The 21,116-nt window shown below is 71.7% G+C and carries 22 protein-coding genes; 13 read left to right on the forward strand and 9 right to left on the reverse strand.

Features of this window, described 5'->3' with window-relative positions; all coding sequences use genetic code 11:
- The 9 genes from ABD466_RS16370 to ABD466_RS16410 form a co-directional block, all read left to right on the forward strand.
- Positions 1-389 (forward strand): hypothetical protein (locus ABD466_RS16370; RefSeq protein ID WP_425558663.1); only part of this gene is annotated, 389 nt, incomplete at its 5' end.
- A 116-nt stretch (positions 390-505) separates the two neighbouring features.
- On the forward strand, positions 506-2,215 hold the full coding sequence (locus tag ABD466_RS16375) for a V-type ATP synthase subunit A (RefSeq protein WP_344658053.1): 1,710 nt from the start codon (positions 506-508) through the stop codon (positions 2,213-2,215).
- On the forward strand, positions 2,212-3,576 hold the full coding sequence (locus ABD466_RS16380; protein ID WP_344657913.1) for a V-type ATP synthase subunit B: 1,365 nt from the start codon (positions 2,212-2,214) through the stop codon (positions 3,574-3,576). Before ABD466_RS16375 ends, ABD466_RS16380 begins: the two co-directional genes overlap by 4 nt.
- On the forward strand, positions 3,573-4,253 hold the full coding sequence (locus ABD466_RS16385; protein ID WP_344657914.1) for a V-type ATP synthase subunit D: 681 nt from the start codon (positions 3,573-3,575) through the stop codon (positions 4,251-4,253). Before ABD466_RS16380 ends, ABD466_RS16385 begins: the two co-directional genes overlap by 4 nt.
- On the forward strand, positions 4,240-4,617 hold the full coding sequence (locus ABD466_RS16390) for a hypothetical protein (RefSeq protein ID WP_344657915.1): 378 nt from the start codon (positions 4,240-4,242) through the stop codon (positions 4,615-4,617). The genes ABD466_RS16385 and ABD466_RS16390 overlap by 14 nt, the downstream gene beginning before the upstream one ends.
- Positions 4,618-4,816: 199 nt before the next feature.
- A complete protein-coding gene (locus tag ABD466_RS16395; RefSeq protein WP_344657916.1) occupies positions 4,817-5,686 on the forward strand; it encodes a universal stress protein in 870 nt (289 codons plus the stop codon).
- Positions 5,687-5,839: 153 nt separating this feature from the next.
- The gene (locus ABD466_RS16400) at positions 5,840-6,475 is read left to right on the forward strand and encodes a GAP family protein (protein WP_344657917.1); all 636 of its coding nucleotides are present in this window, start codon (positions 5,840-5,842) and stop codon (positions 6,473-6,475) included.
- Positions 6,476-6,479: 4 nt separating this feature from the next.
- A complete protein-coding gene (locus ABD466_RS16405) occupies positions 6,480-6,851 on the forward strand; it encodes a hypothetical protein (RefSeq protein ID WP_344657918.1) in 372 nt (123 codons plus the stop codon).
- 51 nt (positions 6,852-6,902) lie between these two features.
- The gene (locus ABD466_RS16410) at positions 6,903-9,257 is read left to right on the forward strand and encodes an arylsulfatase (protein WP_344657919.1); all 2,355 of its coding nucleotides are present in this window, start codon (positions 6,903-6,905) and stop codon (positions 9,255-9,257) included.
- A gap of 74 nt (positions 9,258-9,331) precedes the next feature.
- On the opposite strand, the gene ABD466_RS16415 is transcribed toward ABD466_RS16410, so the two are convergent.
- From ABD466_RS16415 to ABD466_RS16440, 6 genes are read right to left on the reverse strand one after another with little or no spacing between them, the layout of a single operon-like run.
- Positions 9,332-9,940 (reverse strand): hydrogenase maturation protease, encoded by a 609-nt coding sequence (locus tag ABD466_RS16415; protein WP_344657920.1) that lies wholly within the window; start codon positions 9,938-9,940, stop codon positions 9,332-9,334.
- Positions 9,937-11,244, reverse strand: a complete 1,308-nt coding sequence (locus tag ABD466_RS16420; protein WP_344657921.1) for a Ni/Fe hydrogenase subunit alpha — start codon at positions 11,242-11,244, stop codon at positions 9,937-9,939. Before ABD466_RS16420 ends, ABD466_RS16415 begins: the two co-directional genes overlap by 4 nt.
- Complete coding sequence (locus ABD466_RS16425; protein ID WP_344657922.1) at positions 11,241-12,041, reverse strand: NADH-quinone oxidoreductase subunit B family protein; 801 nt, start codon at positions 12,039-12,041, stop codon at positions 11,241-11,243. The genes ABD466_RS16420 and ABD466_RS16425 overlap by 4 nt, the downstream gene beginning before the upstream one ends.
- Complete coding sequence (locus ABD466_RS16430) at positions 12,041-12,904, reverse strand: FAD/NAD(P)-binding protein (RefSeq protein ID WP_344658054.1); 864 nt, start codon at positions 12,902-12,904, stop codon at positions 12,041-12,043. Before ABD466_RS16430 ends, ABD466_RS16425 begins: the two co-directional genes overlap by 1 nt.
- A gap of 41 nt (positions 12,905-12,945) precedes the next feature.
- The gene (locus ABD466_RS16435; RefSeq protein WP_344657923.1) at positions 12,946-13,485 is read right to left on the reverse strand and encodes a Crp/Fnr family transcriptional regulator; all 540 of its coding nucleotides are present in this window, start codon (positions 13,483-13,485) and stop codon (positions 12,946-12,948) included.
- Positions 13,478-14,692 carry a 4Fe-4S dicluster domain-containing protein gene (locus ABD466_RS16440; protein WP_344657924.1) on the reverse strand — a complete coding sequence of 405 codons (1,215 nt, stop codon included), beginning with the start codon at positions 14,690-14,692 and terminating at the stop codon, positions 13,478-13,480. The genes ABD466_RS16435 and ABD466_RS16440 overlap by 8 nt, the downstream gene beginning before the upstream one ends.
- A 183-nt stretch (positions 14,693-14,875) precedes the next feature.
- Between ABD466_RS16440 and ABD466_RS16445 the strand changes: the two genes are divergently transcribed.
- Together ABD466_RS16445 and ABD466_RS16450 are read left to right on the forward strand one after the other, a co-directional pair.
- Positions 14,876-15,592 carry a CBS domain-containing protein gene (locus ABD466_RS16445; protein ID WP_344657925.1) on the forward strand — a complete coding sequence of 239 codons (717 nt, stop codon included), beginning with the start codon at positions 14,876-14,878 and terminating at the stop codon, positions 15,590-15,592.
- Positions 15,589-16,335, forward strand: a complete 747-nt coding sequence (locus ABD466_RS16450; protein ID WP_344657926.1) for a sigma 54 modulation/S30EA ribosomal C-terminal domain-containing protein — start codon at positions 15,589-15,591, stop codon at positions 16,333-16,335. Before ABD466_RS16445 ends, ABD466_RS16450 begins: the two co-directional genes overlap by 4 nt.
- Positions 16,336-16,347: 12 nt before the next feature.
- Here ABD466_RS16450 and ABD466_RS16455 read toward each other — a convergent pair whose 3' ends face one another.
- Together ABD466_RS16455 and ABD466_RS16460 are read right to left on the reverse strand one after the other, a co-directional pair.
- Positions 16,348-17,208 (reverse strand): universal stress protein, encoded by an 861-nt coding sequence (locus tag ABD466_RS16455; protein WP_344657927.1) that lies wholly within the window; start codon positions 17,206-17,208, stop codon positions 16,348-16,350.
- Between the two features lie 75 nt (positions 17,209-17,283).
- Positions 17,284-18,150 (reverse strand): universal stress protein, encoded by an 867-nt coding sequence (locus tag ABD466_RS16460; protein WP_344657928.1) that lies wholly within the window; start codon positions 18,148-18,150, stop codon positions 17,284-17,286.
- 287 nt (positions 18,151-18,437) lie between these two features.
- Here ABD466_RS16460 and ABD466_RS16465 point away from each other — a divergent pair, with 287 nt between their 5' ends.
- On the forward strand, positions 18,438-19,337 hold the full coding sequence (locus tag ABD466_RS16465) for a slipin family protein (RefSeq protein WP_344657929.1): 900 nt from the start codon (positions 18,438-18,440) through the stop codon (positions 19,335-19,337).
- 87 nt (positions 19,338-19,424) lie between these two features.
- Here the strand turns inward: ABD466_RS16465 and ABD466_RS16470 are convergent, their stop codons facing one another.
- Positions 19,425-19,787, reverse strand: coding sequence for an SPW repeat protein (locus ABD466_RS16470; protein WP_344657930.1), 363 nt, complete (start codon positions 19,785-19,787; stop codon positions 19,425-19,427).
- A 399-nt stretch (positions 19,788-20,186) separates the two neighbouring features.
- Here ABD466_RS16470 and ABD466_RS16475 point away from each other — a divergent pair, with 399 nt between their 5' ends.
- A complete protein-coding gene (locus tag ABD466_RS16475; RefSeq protein WP_344657931.1) occupies positions 20,187-21,113 on the forward strand; it encodes a universal stress protein in 927 nt (308 codons plus the stop codon).
- Positions 21,114-21,116: the final 3 nt, after the last annotated feature.

Below are 21,116 nucleotides of genomic sequence, written 5' to 3' on the forward strand. Positions count from 1 at the left end.
GGGCCGAAGCCGCGGCGGTCCTCGACCAGGCCCGGGCCCGCGGCCGTGCCGAAGGTGAGGGGGCGCTGCGCGCGGGCGCGGCGCGGGCCCGCCGGCAGGCGCGGGCGATCAGGCTGCGGGCCCGGCGCGAGGTCTACGAGTCCTGGCGGGAAGCAGTCCTCGACGGCGTCAGGGGTCTGAGGCAGACCTCCGAGTATCCCGTCATGCTGACGCACCTCGTCGCACAGGCGCACGACCTGCTGGGCGCCGACGCCCGGATCGAGAACGACGCCGCGGGCGGGCTCCGGGCCCGGGCCGCCGGGCGCCGTGCGGACCTGACGTTGGAGGCGATCGCCGCCCGAGCCGTCGAGGACGCCGAGGGGGAGGCGAGCCACCTGTGGACAGTCTGAACGCGGCCGCTGCCGTGACCACGGCCACCGGCCCGCCGCGGGCGCACACGCCGAGCCCCTCCCCCGCCCACGCCCCCGCGCCGCGGCGGCACGCGCCCTGCTGTCGGGTCCGCCGGGTGTCGGGGCCGCTGGTCGAGATCGAACCGGCCGGTGCCGCCGCCTTGTCCGACCTGGTGTTCCTCGGCGAGGAGCGTCTGCCCGGAGAGATCGTGGCCATCGCGGACGGCGTGGCCACCGTGCAGGCCCACGAGTACACCGGCGGCCTCGCGCCCGGAGCCGCGGTCGAGCTCTCCGGCCACCCGCTGTCCGCCCGGCTCGGACCGGAACTGCTCGGCGGCGTCTTCGACGGGCTGCTGCGCCCGCTGTCCGGGGCCGCCGAGTGGCTGGGCCCCCGCCGTGCCCGTGCCGACGCCGGCAGCGATCGCCGGTGGCGGTTCCAGCCGGTGGCGGAGCGCGGCGCGCGCGTCGAGGCGGGTGCCCGGCTCGGCGTCGTGACCGGAGCCGGCCCCGTGGAGCACTGGATCCTGGTGCCTCCGGGGGCGGCCGGGATCGTCGAGCACATCGCTTCGGCCTCGGATCTGGCGGCCGACGCGGTGGCCGCGGTCGTGGGCGGCACCGAGGTCCGCCTGACCCGGGAATGGCCGATCCGCCGGCCGCGGCCCGGACACCGGGTCGACGCCGACACCGTCCTGCACACCGGCCAGCGCGCGCTGGACCTGTTGTTCCCCCTGGCCAAGGGCACCACCGCGGCGGTGCCCGGCGGCTTCGGCACCGGCAAGACCGTGCTGCTGCAACAGATCGCCAAATGGTCGGACGCCGACGTGATCGTGTACGTGGGCTGCGGTGAGCGCGGCAACGAGATGGCGGACGTGGTGGCCGAGCTGTCCGAGCTGGAGGACCCGCGCACCGGCGGCCGGCTCGCCGAGCGCACCGTCGTCATCGCCAACACCTCCAACATGCCGATGATGGCGCGCGAGACGAGTGTCTACGCCGGGGTCTGCGTCGCCGAGTACTTCCGCGACATGGGCCACGACGCCGTCGTCATCGCCGACTCCACCTCCCGCTGGGCCGAGGCGCTGCGGGAGTTCGCCTCCCGCTCCGGCGCGCTGCCCGCCGAGGAGGGCTACCCGGCCGATCTGGCCTCCGCCCTGGCGGCGTTCTACGAACGGGCCGGGGTGTTCGAGACAGCGGACGGCGGCCGCGGTTCGGTGACGATCATCGGCGCGGTCTCCCCGGCCGGCGGCGACCTGGCCGAACCCGTCACCGCGCACACCGAGCGCTTCGTCCGCTGCCGCTGGACCCTGGACCGCGACCTCGCCTACGCCCGGCACTATCCCGCCGTGTCCTGGTCCGGCTCGTTCTCCCGGGACCTGGGGACGCTCGCCGCCGCGCACGCCGCCGGCGGCGACCCGGACTGGGCCGGGCGCCGCGCCCGCGTGGTGGGCCTGCTGGCCCGCGCCGACCGGCTCGCGGACCTGGTGGACCTGGTCGGTGTCGCGGCGCTGCCCGCCGACGAGCGGATGGCGGTGCTCGGCGGCCGCCTGGTCCGCGAAGCCCTGCTCCAGCAGAGCGCCTTGTCGGAGAACGACGCCGCCAGCTCCGCGGCCAAGACGGCGGCCCTGGCCGAGGCGGTGCTGGCGGTCACCGACCGCTGTGCCGAACTGGCCGTCGCCGGCGTCGATCCGGCCCGGGTGGAGCGCGTCGACTTCGGCCCGCTGGTGCGCGCCCGGGACCAGGCCGGCCCCCTGGACCCCGCACCGGTGGCCGAGGCCCGGGACACCGTCCTGGAAAGCCTTGCCGCGCTGATCGAGGAGGAATCGCCGTGAGCGCCGGGTCGGTCGAGTACACCGGGGTCCGTGAACTGCGCGGACCGCTGGCGGTGGTGCAGGGCGTGGCCGGAGTCGGCTACGACGAATACGTCCAGGTGCGCCACGACGGCGGGATCCGGGCCGGCATCGTCGTGGAGGCGGACCGGGACCTGGCGGTCGTCCAGATCGTCGAGGGCACCGCGGGCCTGACCCCGAGCGACCTCCGGATGACGTTCACCGGATCCCCGCTGCGGATCCCGGTCGGCGACGCGTGGCTCGGCCGGGTCTGCGACGGCCGGGGCCGGCCGGTCGACGACGGACCGCCGATCTCCGCGGCCGACACCATGCCGGTGGCCGGCGCGCCGCTCAACCCGACGTGGCGCGAGCCCCCGTCCGAACCGGTGCTCACCGGCGTGTCCGGGATCGACGTGCTGACCACACTGGTGCGCGGCCAGAAGCTGCCGATCTTCAGCGTGCCCGGGCTGCCGCACCTGGAGCTGGCGACCCAGATCGCCGCCCAGGCCGGCGTCGGCGGCGAGCCGTTCTGCGTCGTGTTCGCGGGCCTGGACCTGACCCACCCCGACGTGGCCTTCGTCCGCGACGCGCTGGAGGAGCGCGCCGCCGCCGGCGAACTGGTCCTGCTGCTCAACACCGCCGACGCCCCGGTCCTGGAGCGGATCCTCACCCCGCGCATCGCCTTGACCGTCGCCGAGGACCTGGCCTTCCGCGGCGGCCGCCACGTCCTGGTCGTCATGACGGACATGACCAGCTACGCCGAGGCCCTGCGCGAGGTCTCGACGGCCCGGCGCGAAATCCCGGCCCGCCGCGCCTACCCCGGCTACCTGTACAGCGACCTGGCCTCGTTGTACGAACGCTGCGGACGCATCAAGGGCCGATCGGGTTCGGTCACCGTCCTGCCGGTGCTCACCATGCCCGGTGGAGACATCACGCATCCGGTCCCGGACCTGACCGGCTACATCACCGAAGGCCAGGTCGTCCTGTCCGCCGAGACCGCCGCGCACGGCGTCTACCCGCCGATCGACCCGCTCGCGTCCCTGTCGCGGCTCATGCGCTCCGGCGCCGGACCCGGCAAGACCCGGGACGACCACCTCGGGCTGGCGGCCCAGCTGCTGGCCGCGATGGCCCGCGCCCGCCAGGTGCGCGACCTGGCCGACCTGGTCGGCGAGGCGGCGCTCGGTGAAACGGACCGCCGGTATCTGGCCTTCGAGGAGCGGTTCCGCACCGAAGTGCTCGACCAGGGCCGCTCCGAGGCCCGGACCCTGACCGACTCCCTGGAACGGGCCTGGCAGGCGGTCCTCACGCTGCCCCGGCACGAGCTGACGATGCTCCCGGCCGACCTGCTCGCGAGGCGCGGATGACCACGCTGCGGATCCCCCCGGGGCGAGCGGGCCGGCTGCGCCTGATGCACCGCCTGGCCGTCGCCGAACGCGGCGCCGACCTGCTGGAGCAGAAGCTCCGCGCCCTGATCGCCGAACTGGCGGACCACCGTGCCGCCCTGGACGCGGCGGACCGGGAGTGGCGGACGCTGGCCGATCGCGCCCGGGCGTGGGACGACCGGGCCGCGGTGCTCGGCGGCCGGCGCCCGTTCGACGCCGCCGTGCCGCCCGAGCCCGCGCGCGTGGCGGTCACCTGGCGGACGTCGATGGGCATCCGGTTCCCGGCCGCGGCCGAGACCGAGATCCCGGAACGGCCGCCGGACCTGCCGGTCCCCGGCGGGGCCGCGCTGCTGGCCGCCGAGGCCGCGTTCCGGGAGGCCGTCCCGGCGGCGGCCCGGGTCGCCGTGGAACGCGCGGCGGTGCGGAACCTGGAAGACGCCGTGGCCGCCACGCGGCGCCAGGCCGGAGCGCTGCGGCGGCACTGGATCCCGACCTTGAGCGCTGCGCTGGCCGGTGTGGAGGCCGCCCTGGAGCAGACCGACCACGAGGACACGGTCCGCCGAACGGCATGGGCGTGGCCGGGACCTTCGGCCCTGCCCGGCTCGGCGAGGAGGACGGACGCTGATAGCGAGGAGGCGAGCAGCCATGAGCGAGCGTGATGAGTACGAGGCAGCCAAAGAGGCACGCCGTGCAGTGCTGCACGACGCCGGACACGAGCATCCTTCCGGCGACCACACGGAAGCACTGCTCCGTTATCTGAAGGGGGTCGGACAGGGGAAGTCCGCCGGCCCGGCGCCGGCCGAGCCCCTCGACGACCACGAGATCCGCGCCCGCGCCGTGGACCTCGTCGTGGACGCCGGAGGCGAGGTCACCACGGCGGTCGTGACCGCGGGCACGGTGTGGGTGCGCGGCTCGGTCCCCCGCCGCAGCGACGTCACCCGGCTGCGGCGGTCGCTCGCGCAGATCCCGGGAGCGACGCGGGTGGATCTGCGGCTGAGGTACGACGTCGACGACATCGGGTGAGCCGGGTCGGCCCGGCCGCCGGGCACGACCGATCCGGGGCGATTCGGGTCGTTCGGCCCTAAAAACGTGGTTCGCCGACACGATTGACTGGGAAGGCAGGAGAGGCAGGACGCGGGCCGACGGCCCGCGGAGCCGCGGCTCGGACGACCACGGCCCCACGCCTGCCACCTCGACCACTGCGGAGACGCCGGAGGCCCCCATGAACACCACCGTCGCCGTCGGTTACGACCGCACCCTGCCGGGCGAGCGCGCACTCGGCGTCGCCGCCCGCGAGGCGGACCGTCGCGGCGGCTCCCTGCTCGTCATCACGGCCTACCAGTGGCCGGCACCGCCGGAACCGCCCGGTCCGGCCTCCGCCGAGGCCGAGTCGGCCGCCCGCAAGACGGCCGAGGAGATCGCCGCCCACGGAGCCGAACAGGCCCGCGTGCAGCATCCCGAACTGTCCATCGAGCCACGCGCCGTCGCCGGCAACGCCGGCAAGATCCTCGCCGCGACCAGCCACTCGGTCGACCTGCTGGTGGTGGGCAACCGGGGCGCCGGCGGCTTCGAGGGCCTGGAGGTGGGCTCCACGTCGCTGCGCACCCTCGCCGAAGCCTGCTGTCCCGTGCTCGTGGTCCGCGGCAACGCCCTCGACGCGCACCACCGGATCGTCGCCGCCGTCGACATCGACGAGAACTGCGACCGCGTCCTCGACTTCGCCTTCGACGAGGCCGCCCGCCGCGGCGCCGGACTGACCGTGATCCACGTCTGGGACGAGCCCTGGATCGTCGCCTACGGCCAGCAGGACCCCGACATCGCCGAGGACGTCGCCCGCATCGAACGCGAGCGGGAGGACCTCCTGTCCGCACTGGTACGCGCCGCCGAAGAGCGCCACCACGCCGAGGCCTTCCACCAGATCGCCACCGGCTCGACGGCCGGGCTGCTGGTCGACGCCTCCCGGCGCGCGGACCTGCTCGTCACCGGCGCGCGCCGGCACACCGAAGGCCGGCACGGCATGCTGCTCGGCCCCGTGACACAGTCGCTGCTGCACCACGCGGAGTGCCCGGTCGCGGTCGTGCCGCTGAGCTGAAGGGCGAGATGCCCCTGGACGGCGCGCAGTTCGGGGAACCCGTTCGTATCAACATCGTCACCTCTCTTGTTTAGTGAACGGCCGAGCCGCCAAGGAGGATCCTCGCGGGCGCGGAACCGGAGCGGACAGCGAGACGAGATCAGAGGTGAGGCCATGCTCTGGGAGGCGATCCCCTCCGCGCTGGCCGCGGCGTTCGCACCCTCGACGCTGCTGACCGTCGCCGGCCTGCTGGGCCTGGCGCGTCCCCTGCGCAATGCCACGGTCTTCCTGATCACGGCGGCCGCGGTCACCTTGACGGTCGGCTTCGTCGTCGTGGGAGTCCTGGCGGGCACCGGCATCGACGACAGCTCCAAGCACCCCACTGTGCCCCCCACGATCGATCTGGTCATCGGCCTGGTGATCCTGGCGTTCGGGGCGTACGTCGCGCGCCGCCCGCCCCACGCGCCGAAGAAGAAGCCCGAACAGCGCGAGATGCGCCTGCTCGTGGTCGTCGGCCTGGGCTTGTTGCTGGGATCGCCGTCCCCCATGTACCTGGCTTCGCTGCACGCGCTCGCCAAAGGCAACCCCAGTGGAGTGGCCATGGTGTTCAGCGTGATCCTGCTCGCCGCCATCGTGTTGTCGATGGCCGAGTTGCCGATCCTGTACTACGTGTTCGCCCCGGAGCGCGCCGCGGCGGCCCTGAAGTCGGCCAATGAGTGGCTGGCCCGCAACGGCCGCGTCATCGGCCTGAGCGCGGCGGGCGTCGTGGGCACCTACTTCGTCGTCAGCGGGATCGTCGAGCTGGTGTAGTGGCGTGGCGGTCCGTGGCCTCACATCCGGCCGGGCCAGAAGACGTGCCCTTCGCATCCAGTCCCTGCTCGCCGAGGTCAGCACGCAGATGCGGACGGCATCGCGGTTGACCGTGGCGACGTTCCGCATGTTCTACGACGCTTTCACCGTCGCTTGTCTGACCGCGGCGGCCGTCGTGATCATCGCAGGCCGGCCCCACGAAGCCTTCGTCTGGGGCGGCACCGGGGCCGGCCTGGTCCTCGGCTGGGTCGCGGCCAGACTCGCCAAGCGCGGTGTGGCCCGCCTGCGGCGCGCCCTGCGTGAGGAATGGGAACCGGCCTCGCCGGCTCGGGCGGATCGCCGCGAAGAACCCGGCTCCGGACGCCGCATCACCTGACCGGCCCTTGGGGCTCGCCGTCCCCCGCCTGCTGAAACCATCCTCAGGTACATGACGAAGCAGTTCCGTGGAAAGATCGCCCTCGACATCCGCGACTCCGAGCCGGATTGGGAGCCCTTCCTGGCGCCGAAGGCCCCGGCGGGTGCTCCGAACGTGCTGCTGATCGCCTGGGACGACGTGGGTTACGGCACGATGGACTGTTTCGGCGGCCCGGTGAAGACGCCGACGATGACGAGGATCGCGAACCTCGGGGTGCGCTACTCGAACTTCCACACCACCGCCTTGTGCTCCCCGACCCGGGCCTCGCTGCTGACCGGCCGGAACGCGACGTCCAACGGCATGGCCACGATCGCCGAGTTCAGTTCGGGCTTCCCGGGGATATCCACGCGCATCCCGTTCGAGAACGGGTTCATCTCCGAAGTACTCGCAGAGCGCGGATACAACACGTACTGCATCGGCAAGTGGCACCTCACCCCGGGCGAGGAGACCAGCATGGCCGCCTACAAGGGACGGTGGCCGCTGGGACGCGGGTTCGAACGCTTCTACGGCTTCCTCGGCGGCGAGTCGAGCTGCTGGTATCCGGACCTGATCCACGACAACCACTCGGTCGATCCTCCGGCCAGGCCCGAGGACGGCTATCACATCGCGAACGACCTGTCCGACAAGGCCATCCGCTTCATCCGCGACGCCCGCTCGGTCGAGCCCGACAAGCCGTTCTTCATGTACCTGGCCCTGGACGCCGCGCATGCGCCGCACCATGTCCCCAAGGAGTGGGCCGACCAGTACAAGGGAGTGTTCGACCAGGGCTACGAGGCGATCAGGCCCGACATCCTGCGTCGGCAGAAGGAACTCGGCCTGCTGCCCGAGGACACCGAACTCTCCCCGATCAACCCCCACGGTGAGCCCGCGACGACCGGCCCCGACGGCCAGCCCTGGCCCGGGCTGGACGTCGTGCGTCCCTGGGACACGCTCAGCGCCGACGAGAAGCGGTTGTTCGTCCGGATGGCCGAGGTCTTCGCCGGCTACGTCACCTACAGCGATCACCAGCTCGGCCGCGTGATCGACTTCTTGGAATCGACCGGCGAGCTGGACAACACCATCATCGTCGCGGTTTCCGACAACGGCGGCAGCGGCGAGGGCGGGCCCGACGGCACGTTCAACGAGTGGCGTTTCTTCAACGGCCTGCCCACACCGGCCGAGCTGTCCCTGCAGCACATCGACGAACTCGGCAGCCCGGCTTCCTACAACCACTACAACACCGGCTGGGCCTGGGCTTTCGACACACCGTTCCCCTACTGGAAGCGCTGGGCCGGCTACGAAGGCGGCGTCGCCGACACCTGCCTGGTCGCATGGCCGGCGAAGATCAAGGCCGACAGCACAGTACGGCACCAGTACATCCACGCCGTCGACATCGTGCCGACCCTGTACGACCTCCTGGACATCGAACCGCCCGCAGTGCTCAAGGGATATCCGCAAAGTCCCATCGAGGGCGAGAGCTTCGCGGCTTCACTGACCGACCCCTCAGCCCCCGGCAAGCAGACCCAGTTCTACGCCATGCTCGGCCAACGCTCCATCTACCACGACGGCTGGCTGGCATGCACCGTGCACCCGCCGCTCAGCGGCTGGGGCAAGTTCGAGCACGACCGATGGGAACTGTACGACCTGGCCACCGACCGCGCGCAGTGCCACGACATCGCCGACACGCAGCCCGAACGCCTCGAGAAGCTCAAGAGCCTGTGGTACTACTACGCCGGCATCTACAACGGGCTGCCCCTGGACGACCGAACCGCCCTGGAGGAGTCCCTGGCCGAACGCCCCCACGGCACTCCGCCGCGCAACCAGTACATCTACTACCCGGACTGCGCGCCGGTCCCGGAGCAGTCCGGAGTCATGATCGGCGGACGCTCCTACACCATCGCCGCCGGCGTCGACATCCAGTCCAGTCAGGCCCAGGGCGTCCTGTTCGCCCACGGCGGCATCGCCGGCGGCCACAGCCTGTACATCAAGGACCGGCGTCTGCACTACGTCTTCAACTGGGTGGGCACCCACCTTCAGACGGTGCACGGCGACCGCGACATCCCCGAGGGCGGCCACGTCCTCACCGCCGAGTTCACCGCCACCGGCCGCAGCACCGACCCCGCCATGCCCGGCGCCAGCGGCACGCTGACCCTCTACCTCGACGACGAGAAGATCGGGGCCGGAGACATCATCACCCAGCCCGGCTACTTCTGCGCCGTCGGAGACGGGATCTGCGTCGGCCGGGACAGCGCGTCATCGGTCACCACCGACTACCAACCTCCGTTCGCGTTCACCGGAGGCACCATCGACAAGGTCGTGGTCGACGTCTCCGGCGAACCCTACGTCGACCACGAGGCCCGGGTCCGCGGCTGGTTCGCGATCGACTGACGCGACCCCCGAGACGCGACTCCCGAGACGGGACGACAAGGCGGATCCGACGGGTCCGCCCCGGGCCGGACCCGTCACCGCATCTCAGCGGCGATCCGGTCCACGGCGACCGGAACGGCTGCCGCGGCGCGGGCGGACAGCCCCGGACCCTGGCCGAAGTCGTCTCCGACGACGGCCAGCACGACCAATCGGGACGGCAGGAGGTCCAGCGCCCTGGCCAGGTCTATCGCCGCCCCGGGTCCGAGGGCGTGCGTACCGGCCGGTTCCACCAGCGGAGGCCGGGAGGCCGAGTGGGACGCCGGAGCGAGCCCGGGCTCGTCGTCGTCCTGATCGTCGTCCGCCGTCGTCACGGCGCCCGCCACGGTTCCCTGAGCGCCTTCTTCCGCCCCGTGCTCGTCGCCGATCAACCCGCCCACCCGCTCGTCCCACTCCCAACGCATCACGTTCCCCGGCAGCATGCCGGCGTCCGGGTCAGCGGACACGGCGTCCACGACGATCGCCAGGTCCGCACCCCGCCACAGGTCGATCAGCCGGGTCGGCTCGCCGTCACAGACCGCCAGACGCGCGTGGCCGGGCAGCGCCGAAGGCGTTGCCGCCAGGGCCCGCACGACGGCGGGCCCCGCGCCGTCGTCACGCCGGTATGTGTTGCCGACGCCTATGACCACGGCGTCGCGCGGGCTCACGTCCGCTCCACGTGGAGGTCGAGGAAGTGTGCCGCGCAGGAGATGCAGGGGTCGTGGTTGCGGATCGCGCGTTCGCACAGCGCTGTCAGTGCCGCGTCGTCCAGGTCCTGGTGGTCCGCGACGAGGGTGCTCAGGTCGGTCTCGATGGCCGCCTGGTTCTGCGCCGTGGGCGGCACGATGCGCGCCCGCGTGATGACGCCGTCGGCCGCCAGGTCGTATCCGTGGTACAGCAGGCCACGCGGGGCCTCGCTGGCGCCGCTTCCCCGCCCGGCGCGCGGTGGCACGTCGACGGCCGGCCGTCGCGACGGGTCCGGATCGTAGTCTTCGACGATGCGGAGGGCCTCCTCGATCGCGTAGACCGTCTCGACCGCTCGGACCACGATGCTGCGGAACGGGTTGCGGCACTCCGGGCCCAGCCCGGCTTCCCGGGCCGCGGCCGCGGCCTGAGGCGACAGCCGGGAGGAGTGCAGCGTGTAACGGGCCAGCGGCCCGGTCAGATATCTGCCGACGCCCACCAGTTCGGCGTGCAGCGCCGTCGAGTGCGGGACCTGGTGTTCGCGGACGCGGTCCTCGAAGTCACGGACCTCGAACACGTCTCCGGCGTCGGTCCGTACCAGGTCGCCGCCGTCGATCGGGTAGCGGTCGCCCTGGTCGAGGGCCACGAGCCGGTGGTCGACGGACACCTCGGGAAAAGCGAATCCGGCGACCCACGCCGTGGTCTCCAGCGCGAGGTCGAGTGCCTGGCGCAGGGAAGGGGTGAAGGCCCGCAGCTCCGCGCGGGTGGGCAGCCGGTGGAAGCCGCCCAGTCGGACGTTGACGGGGTGGATCGCGCGCCCGCCGAGGAGTTCCATCAACGCGTTGCCGATCCGCTTCACCGCCAGCCCGCGTTCCACCTCGGCGCGGTGGGTGCGGGCCAGGGCGATCCCGTCGGGGCAGCCGAGGAAGTCCGGCGCGTGCAGCAGATGGATGTGCAGCGCGTGGCTCTCGATCCACTCCCCGCAGTACAGGAGGCGGCGCAGCTCGGCGAGCTGCCCCTGGACGCGCACGCCGCAGGCGTCCTCCATGGCCCGGCACGCGCTGGTCTGGTACGCGACCGGGCAGATCCCGCAGACCCGGGCGGTGATGTCGGGGGCTTCGGTGTACGCCCGGCCGCGCAGGAACGCCTCGAAGAAGCGGGGCGGTTCGTAGATGTCCAGCCGGGCTTCCCGCACGCGGCCGTCGACGAGTTTGACCCGCATCGCGCCCTCGCCCTCGACGCGGGCCAGCGACCTGACGCGCAGGGTCCTTTCGTGGACGTGGCTCATCGTGGTCCTCCGGTCTCCGGTGTCCGCGGCCGGACGGCGACTCGGGAAAGCTCGATGAAGGCCGGCGCGCCGGCGTTGAACGTCCGCGCGGCACGCCGGATGCCGTCGTCGCCCACTCCGGTGGCGCGCAGCAAGCCGGCCTGCGCCCGCAGGTTGGGAGAGTCCATCGGTCCGAAACAGCCGTAGCAGCCCCGGTCGTACGCGGGGCAGATCGCCCCGCATCCGGCGTGGGTCACCGGGCCCAGGCACGGTGTGCCGTGCGCGACGACGACGCAGACGGTGCCGCGCTGCTTGCATTCGAAGCAGACGCTGTGCGCGGGGACGTTGGGCTTGCGGCCGACCAGCGACGCGGTGATGACCTCGAGCAGCTGACGCCGGTCGATCGGACAGCCCTGCAGCTCGAAGTCGACATCGACGTGCGCCGCGATGGGCGTGGAATCGGCCAGCGTGGAGATGTACTCGGGCCGGGCGTAGACCACCGAGCGGAACTCCTCCACGTCGGCGAAGTTGCGAAGCGCCTGGACTCCGCCGGCGGTCGCGCAGGCCCCGATCGTCACCAGGGTCCGTGACACCGCCCGCACCGCGCGGATCCGCGCGGCGTCCTCGGCGGTGGTGATGGAACCCTCCACCAGCGACACGTCGTAGGGCCCGGGCAGCACCTCGCTACTGGCCTCCCGGAAGTACGCGATCTGGACCCGGTCGGCGAGGGCCAGCAGTTCGTCCTCGCAGTCCAACAAGGTGAGCTGGCACCCGTCACAGGAGGCGAACTTCCACACCGCCAAGGTCGGCCGGCCCATCACAGCTCCCGGATCCGCAGCAGGTCGCAGACCTCGTCGTAGCCGGCGACGGGCCCGTCCCGGCACAGCAGGACCGGTCCGAGCTGGCAGTGCCCGCACCAGCCGGCCCCGCAGTGCATGGTGCGTTCCAGCGACATCCGGATCCGGTGCGGCGGTACGCCCGAGGCGACCAGGGCGTCGGCGGTGTGCTTCATCATGACCTCGGGGCCGCAGAGGAACACGGCGGCGCGGTCCGCCGTCAGGCGCGCGGGCCCGATCAGGGAGGTCACCAGGCCGACGTGCCCCCGCCAGCCCGGTTCGGGCCGGTCGACGGTCACCGCGACCTCGACGCCGCGAGAACGCCATGACTCCAGTTCCCCGGTGTACAGCAGGTCGGAGGGAGAACGGGCGCCGAACAGCAGCACGACGCGCCCGTAGGCACGCCGCTCGGCGAGCGCGGCCAGCACCACCGGACGCAGCGGCGCCAGGCCGATGCCGCCGGCGATGACGACGACGTCGTGGCCGGCGGCCGACGGCACGTCCCACCCCGTGCCGAACGGGCCGCGGACCCCGATGGACTGCCCGAGCTCGGCGGCCTGGAGGGCGCGGGTCACCGCCCCGACGCCGCGCACAGTGTGCGTGAGACGCAGCGCGAGCCCGTCGGCATCGGCGTGGTGGGGGCGGCGGTGGCGGTGGTCGTCGTCCGCGGCGCCGCCGAGCCCGCTGACCGAGATCGGCGCCTCGCCGACGCCGAAGACGGTCAGCATCGCGAACTGGCCCGGGGCGAAAGCGCCGAGTGGGTCGGAGGGGGCCGTCAGCTCCAACGTCACGGTGTCGCGAGTCTCCTCGCGCCGGGAGGTCACCTGGTAGAACCGGGGCACCATCGGATCGGCCGGCGTGGCGGTCCCTGTCTCGAACGATGTGGTCACCGCGCGCTCCCGGGTTCCGGCGAGTCCGGCGAGTCCGGCGAGATGGCGCGGCGCGCTCGGGTCTCGGCGATCTCCTGCGGCGTCGCGTGCAGATCCAGCATCCGCAGCCGGGTCGCCTGCAGGCGCTCGATGATGAGCGGCGCGAACCGGCTCAGCACGGCGTACCCGAACACCGGATCGGCCGCAGAGCGCTCCCGCACCGCCGCCGCGTCGATCATCACGGCGGTCGTGTGTTCCAGGGCCCGGGCGCCGAAATGCCACCGGTACGGCGGAGTCAGCCACGACCAGCCCAGCACCGTGCCCTCCGGCAGAGTCTCCACGACCTGCTCGTCGCGGCCGGGCACCCACATGTCGAGAGCCACGCGGCCGGTCTCGATCAGCCAGAACCGGTCGGCGGCCCCTCCCTCGGCGAAGATGCGTTCATCGGGTTCGAACTCGACGGGCCGGGCCTCCCTGGCCAGCAGCTCACGCTGGTCCTCCGGGAAGGGCGCGGAGAACGGATGGGCCGCGATCCTGAGCCGCAAGGTGTCAGCCATCGTGGTCCTGGGATTCCGCATGGTCCTGGGATTCCGCATGGTCCTGGGATTCCGCATGGTCCCGACTCGCCGCGGGGAGCAGGGCGGCCAGAGAGGCGGCCTCCTGGGTGATGTCGATGCCGACCGGGCACCACACGATGCACCGGCCACAGCCCACGCATCCCGATTCCCCGAACTGGTCGTACCAGGTGCCCAGCTTGTGGCTGATCCACTGCCGGTACCGGCTCTGCCCGCTGGTGCGCGTCTGTCCGCCGTGCATGCCGGTGAAATCCAGTGCGAAGCAGGAATCCCACACCCTCCAGCGCTCAGCGTGATCGCCGGTCAGATCGGTGACGTCCTCGGTCGTGGTGCAGAAGCACGTGGGACAGGCCATCGTGCAGTTGCCGCACGTCAGGCAGCGCGACGCGACGTCGTCCCATTGAGGGGACTCCCGGCTGTCCGCCATCAGCTTCCGCAGGCTCATCGCGGGCATCGTGCGGCCCATCCGCGTCGCCGCCTGGTCCACCGCCGCCGCGGCCCGGCCCGCCGTCTCGGTGTCGGAGTCCCGACGCGGCAGGAGCGAGAGCACGTGGGCGCCGGCCTCGGTTCCGGCGCGCGCCACGAACCGGTGATCGCCGCCGTCGACGACCTCGGTCAGGGCGAGATCGAACCCGGCCTCCGCGCCCGGGCCGCCTCCCATCGATACGCAGAAGCACGTCGCCCCGGGCTCGGTGCAGTCCACCGCGACGACGAACACGCCGTCCCGCCGCGCTCCGTAGTCGGCTTCGACGTGCCGCCCACCGATCAGCACCCGGTCCAGCACACCGATCGCCCGCAGATCGCAGGGCCGTACCCCGAACAGGGCGTAGCGGGGCCGCTCGTCGGGCTCCGCGACGCGGACCACTCCGTCCTCGCGATCGGCCGACCACATGCGGGTCCGGGCCGGCAGCAGGAAGCTCTTCCACGACTGGGGTCCGGCGGAGTGCCCGAACGCGGCGGTGTCGTCGCGCTGCCGCAGCCGGTAGTACCCGGCCTCGGTGTCGACGCCCCATCCGTAGGGCAGTTCGTCCGCGGACTCCAGCTCGGCGAGCACGATCGCGCCGTCCCGCGCCGTCGGGCCGACGACGGTGCGGCCCTGCTCCTGCAGCAGGGCGAAGAGCGCCGGAAGCGCGTCCACTCCGATCACCGCCGGCCCGTCCCGCTTCACGGACCCGACATGCGAGACCATGATCCCCGGATTCCATGCCGGGGTGTGGTTCCAAACGTCTTGACCCTCGAACAGCCCAGCGGGAGGGGATCGGGCCGCGGCCCGTCGCGTGGCGAAGCCACGGCGGCTGTCGCAGGATGAGTCCAGGTGGGGCGTGGTCAGGCTCGGAGAAGTACCGCCACGCCGGCGAAGGGCGGAAGGAACATGGAGCACAGAAAGGTGTACAGCGTGATGACCCCGGCCGAACGCGTGGTCTCGGTGCAGGTCGACGCCGGATACAAGGACATCGCGACTCTGTTGGGCGAGCATGGGGTCAGCGCCGCCCCGGTCCTGGACGCCGACGGTCACGTGGTCGGTGTGGTGTCCGAGGAGGATCTGCTGGCCAAGGAGTCCCGCGTGGAGTCCGGGGAGCCGGGCCGGCACGAGAACCCGTTCGCCGGCCGTGCCAAGCGGCGGGTGCTGCACAAGGCGGCCGGGATCACCGCCTCCGAGCTGATGACCAAGCCGCCGGTGACGATCGGCGCCCACGAGGACGTCGTCCAGGCCGCCCGCATGATGGTGGACCGTCACGTCAAACGCCTGGTCGTCACCGACGCACGCGGAGGTCTGCGGGGCGTGATCAGCCGCCGCGACGTGCTGAAGGTCTTCGCCCGCAGCGACGAGGCGATCCGCAGCGAGATCGTCGAGGACGTCGTCCGCGGGACGTTCTGGATCAACCCGGCCACGATGGACATCCGGGTCGAGGACGGCGTGGTGCGCCTGCGCGGCCACATGGAGACCTGGGGCGAGGCCGAAGCGATCTGCGGCATGGTCCGCCGCACCGACGGGGTCGTGGCCGTCGTCAACGAGATCAGCTACGACCACGACGACTCCCGGCCCGAAGCCCGCAAGACCGGCCCGTTCGGGATCTTCCGGCGGTGACGGTCGGCATCACGGTTCGGGGGGCGCTCTCCGACGACGAAGCCGCGTGGGCGCACGATCGCATCGCCGAGACGGTCGCTCGGGCACACGGCCGGGTCTCGGCGGTGAGCGTACGGCTCACCGGAGGCACGGAAGCCGGTGCGGCGGCACCCGGCCGCCCAGCCGTGGTCCAGGTCAATCTGACCGTCGACGACTGCCCGCTTCGGGTCCAGGCGGCGGCGGTGACCATCCGCGAAGCCGTCGACCTCGCGGTCGCGCGACTGCGCGAGCTGACGGAGGCTGTGGCACACCGTGATCGCCACTTCGGCCACACGTCGCGCCCCTTTCGGGCCGACCGGCGAGGGCCCGGCGCCCACCCCGCCCGACGGACGATCGTCCGTCGCAAGGTGTTCGCGCTGGAGGCCCAGACCCCTGACGAGGCCGCCGACACGCTGGAGAGCCGGGACTACGACTTCCATTTGTTCGTCGACGCGGAATCCGGCGTCGACAGCGTGATCTACCGTGGGGCCCCGGAAGAGTACATCCTGGCGCAGGTCGAACCGGGGCCCGCGATCCGCGGGGCGACCCGCGTGCCCGTCACCGTCAACGCCGTCCCCGCTCCCCGAATGCCGGTTTCCCACGCGAAGAAGGAACTGGCGACCCTCGAGTCGCCGTTCCTGTTCTTCGCGGATGAGGACACCGGTCGTGGCAACGTGCTGTACCGCCGGTATGACGGCGGCTACGGGCTGATCGTGCCCGCCTGAACCGCCGGCGGCTCAGCCGTGCGGGACGACGGCGACCGGGCAGTCGGCGTACCGCAGGACCGTCTGGGCGATCGGACCGGGACGTGTGTTGTGGCCGTCTGGGCGCCATATACCGATGACGACCAGGTCGGCATGGGAGGTGGCGGCGACGAGGACCGTGGCGGGCTCCCCGTCGGCGAGCTTGTGCTCGGCCACGACGCCCGGGTACTTGTCCCGCCACGGACGTAGCCTTCGGGCCAGGGCGGCGTCGGCGCGCTCCCATGCAGGATCCGCCGCGTAGCGGACTCGGCCGGGGTCGCCGGCATACGCCGGAGACGAGTGGGCGTCCCATGCGCTGACCATGGTCAGCCGTACTCCGCGAAGCGCGGCTTCGCTGAACGCGAAGTCGACGATCTCGTCGGCGTCTTCGGCGAGGTCCACCGCGACCAGGACCGTGCCGCGCGGCCGGGGGCGTCCACCGCGCACGACAAGCGTCGGGACCGGAGAACGGGTGACACTGCGCAGGGCGACGGAGCCCAGCTCCAGGCCGGGGAAGCCGCCGTGACCGCGGTGGCCGACGACCAGCAGGTCCGCGTCGGCCGCTCTCTCGGCCAGCACGGCCGGGGCCAAGCCGTGCCGGGCCTCGGCTCGGACCGTCAGGCCGGGGTGATCGGCCCGGATCCGGTCGGCGGCCTGCCCGGCGAGGCGCAGCGCCGCGTCATGCGCCGAGTACCCCGGGATGGGCATCTCAAAGGGCGGCGGGGTGATCAGCACGGATCGGAATGCGTGCACGACGGTGAGTTCGGCGGACCGCCTCTCAGCTTCCGCGGCTGCTTCTTCCAGAGCCGGTTCACTGGCCGGCGACCCGTCGTAACCGACGACGATGGCTGCCATGATGTCTGCCTTCCTGTTCAGCCGGACCGCTCCCGGTCGTCCGGCGCGCCGACAAGCGATGGCCAGGTGACGGCCTCAAGAACCCTCAGGCAGGTGCCGGGGCACGACGGCCAGCGAGCACGCGGCGTGGTGGAGCAGATGCCGGCTCACCGATCCCAGGCCGGGAACCGGCGGTGTCGTCCTGCCGCGGGCCCCGACGACCAGGAGCGACGCGCTTGCGGCGGCCTCCGTCAGAACCTGTCGCGGGTGCCCGTGGACGAGCGAGTGCTGGATGTCCACGTCGGGGTACGCATCGCCCCAGCCGGCCATCGTCTCGGAGAGCAGCCGTTCGGCGCCGGCCTGGACGGACTCGGCGTCGAGGTCGACCGGGAGGACTGAGCCCGGGGCGTGTGGTCCCGGCCGCGACCACACGTGCATCACGTGCACGGCGCAGCCACGCATACCGGCCTCCACCACGGCGAACTCGGCCGCGGCCTGGGAATCCGGCGAACCGTCGACGCCGACGACGACAGGGCCGTCCGGAAGGTCGGGAGCGCGCGCCACCAGGACCGGGCAGCCCGCCCGCCGCGTCACCTCGCTTCCGACCGTGTCGAACAGCGCCCTGGCCAGGGCGCCCAGGCCGCGATGGCCGATGACGACCAGTTCGGCTTGTCGTGACATCGCGATGAGCACCGGTTCTGGAAACCCTCGGGCCACTTCACCGGTGACGGCGATCCGCGCCGTCGCCTCCCGGGCCCGCGTCAGCGCGTCGACCAATCCGTACCCCTGCACGTCAGGCAGGGGGCCCGCTGCCGAATGGGTCGGCTCTCCGAAGGGATCGGCGTGGACGATGTGCAGCGGGCAATGGTGCAGAATCGCTTCCGCGCAGGCCGCCCGGACAGCGATCCGACTCGCCTCGGAGTCGTCGACGCCGACCACGATGCGCTTTCTCGTACTCGTCATTTCAGATCCTCGCAGACGGACCCGGTATCCGGCTCGGCATGGGTCTTCATGGGATCAAGCCCAGCCGACGCCGGCGCGGCCCGGTAGTGCCTTTAGGCCCATTCGCGCCACTTCATGGAGATCGTGGGGCGGGTCGGCCGTCGTCTTCAGCAGGTCCGATAGGCCCTGTCCAGGCGGGCCTTGCGGCCCTGCCCGTCGCCTCGGGGTCGGTGATCAACTGGTAGTGGCGCCGGCTGGCGGCCGCGCGGCCGTCGAACCCGAATGCCGGTCCCGAGGAGGCGGTCACCGTGTCGAATCTGGGAGTCGCCATCGTGCGGCAGTATCAGCGTGGGGTCGTGTTCCGGTTCGGCCGCCTGCACAACGTCCGCGAACCCGGGATCCGCTTCATGATCCCCTTGGCGGACAAGATGATGAAGGTGACCCTGCGCACCATCACCATGCCCATCCCGTCCCAGCAGGTCATCACCCAGGACAACGTCTCCATAGGGGTGGCCGCCGTGACCTACTTCCGCCGGGTCGACCCGGTGAAGTCGATCATCGAGATCGAGGACGTCTCGGCCGCCATCGGCCAGATCGCCCAGACCACGGTCCGCAACGTCGTCGGCCGCTCGCAACTGGACCAGGTACTCACCGACACCGAGACGCTGAACCAGCGGATCAAGGAGATCCTCGACGCGCTGACCCAGCAGTGGGGCGTCGACGTGCTCTTGGTGGAACTGAAGGACATCGAACTGCCGGGCGGCATGCAACGGGCGATGGCCCGGCAGGCCGAGGCCGAACGGGAGAAGCGCGCCAAGATCATCGCCGCCGACGGCGAGGCGCTGTCGGCCGGACGGCTCGCCGAGGCCGCCGACGTCATCGCCGGCCACCCGGTGGCTCTGCAGTTGCGGAACCTGCAGATCCTCGCCGAGATCGCCGCCGAGAAGAACTCCACGATCATCTTCCCCGCCCAGTTCATGGAAAGCGTCCAGGCCCTCAAGCACTTCGCCGAACAGGAAGCGGTGCGCGATACGGAAGAGGAGAGTTCTCCGCGCTCTCTGCCCGACGGGCCGGCCTCCGGCAGTGCACGCGCCCGGCGTGACGGAATCTCTCGGCCCGATCGAGCGGCCGCCCGCCGGAGGACCGCTCCGGCCGACACGGGCGATGTCCGCGCCCCCGTCGACGCCCCCGTCGAATCAGTCAAGTAGAGCCGTCGGATCGCTCAAGTAACGCGCCGATACGCGGGTCGCCTGTCCGGCTCCGGCCGGACAGGCGACACCACGGTTTCCCCTGATTCATGCCCCGCGGGTTCCTGGGCGACGTGGCCAGGCCCTGAACGTGATGGTAGCCATCGCCAGGCCGAGGACCACGGCGATCCCTCCGGTCCAGGCGTTGTTCCAGATGACGTTCGAAGTGGGATTGTGGCCGGCGGTCACCACCCACGGGGAGATGATCATCCAGACGCCGATCGGAATGGCTGTCCAGCCCAGCCGGTACATCCGCGTCGGCAGCAGCGCCAGGGCCAAGCCGAAGGCAGCCAGCGACAAGCCGATCACCAGGTTGTTCGTCGCCACGTTGGGGTTGGTGGCATGGATGTTCAGAACCCACGGCGACACCGCGAGGTACAGGCCGAGCAGGAGGACCACGCCGTCCAGCATCGTCGCGCTGTACCCCTCGAACGCACGCGCGAACCTCTTCTCCATATCTGCCAAATCCGGATGTCCGGTGATAGAGGCGCTTGGAGTGGACACAAGCCCTCACTTCCCTTCCCTGATCTCGATCTTCCGCTTTCAGTGCCATCCTTGGTTCTTCTCGGATCGGGCAAAAGAGTCTTTGGACCTTAAAAGGACGCCACAGCGTCCTCGGCCACCTCACCGGCAACGCCGGCGCCATCGTGCACGGGGGCGAACGGCCTCCTCCACCCGAGCCGGACATCTGTGGCGACCATCGACCGCACCCGGCAGCATGACTATCGGGATGATCTCGATCATGCTGCGTCCCGCACGCGACGAATGGGACCGCGACGGTCAGCAGGACCGCCGAAGTCAGGAGGAGCCATGAACGACGCCGTAGTCGTCGGCTATGACCAGTCGCCGTCCGCTGACCACACCCTCGCCGAGGCTGCCAGGGCGGCCTTCCGGAGGAAGGCACCGCTCACCGTCCTCAACGTCTGCCCTCCGCCGATCCCGTCCGGCGCGACGCTTCCGGTGCCGGACACGAGCAGTTGGGCTCCCACGAATCTGGTCGATTCCGCGAACAGGCTGGTGGGCCACGGTGTGATCCTCGCCCAGAAATGGTTTCCGGAGCTGCAGGTCCTCGGCCACGTGGTCGCCGGTCACGTCAGGGAGTGTCTGCAAGAGGCCAGCGTCGACGCCGCGCTCCTCGTGGTGGGCAAGCACAGCGGAGTGGGGTTCCCCGACGTGTCGTCGGGCGCGGTGGCGCTTCGGCTTTCGGCGGACTCCGCCTGCCCGGTGATCGTCGTCCCGGCCGGCCGTTCCACCGACGAGGGGCCGGTGGTCGCCGCCATCGACGTCGACGAACCCTGCGACGAGGTGCTGGACTTCGCGTTCGCCGAAGCCGGCCGACGCGACGTGCCCCTGGAAGTGGTCCACGTGGCAGAGGGACCGCAGGACCACAAGCATTCGCGGCACACCGCAGGACATGGCCGGGACACCGCACTTCGCGAAACGCAGCTGCGGGTCCGGCTGGACGAACTGCTCCTGAGCGCGGGCCGTCGCCATCCCGGTGTCGATCCGGTCGGGCGAGTCGACACCGGCGCGGTCGGCGACACGCTGGTCGAGGCGTCACGGTCCGCCGATCTGATGGTGGTCGGCGCGCGGCGCCAGAGTGCCGGAAGGCGGCACCGTCAGTGGATCGGCCCCGTGGTGCACACCTTGGTGCAGCACTCCGAGTGTCCCGTCGCCGTCGTTCCCCAGGGCTCGGCGCCGGAGGAGTCATCCGGCAGCGAGCCGCTTCCGTCCTGATGC

Origin of the sequence: Catenulispora subtropica (assembly GCF_039531675.1) — a bacterium.
Classification (GTDB): domain Bacteria; phylum Actinomycetota; class Actinomycetes; order Streptomycetales; family Catenulisporaceae; genus Catenulispora; species Catenulispora subtropica.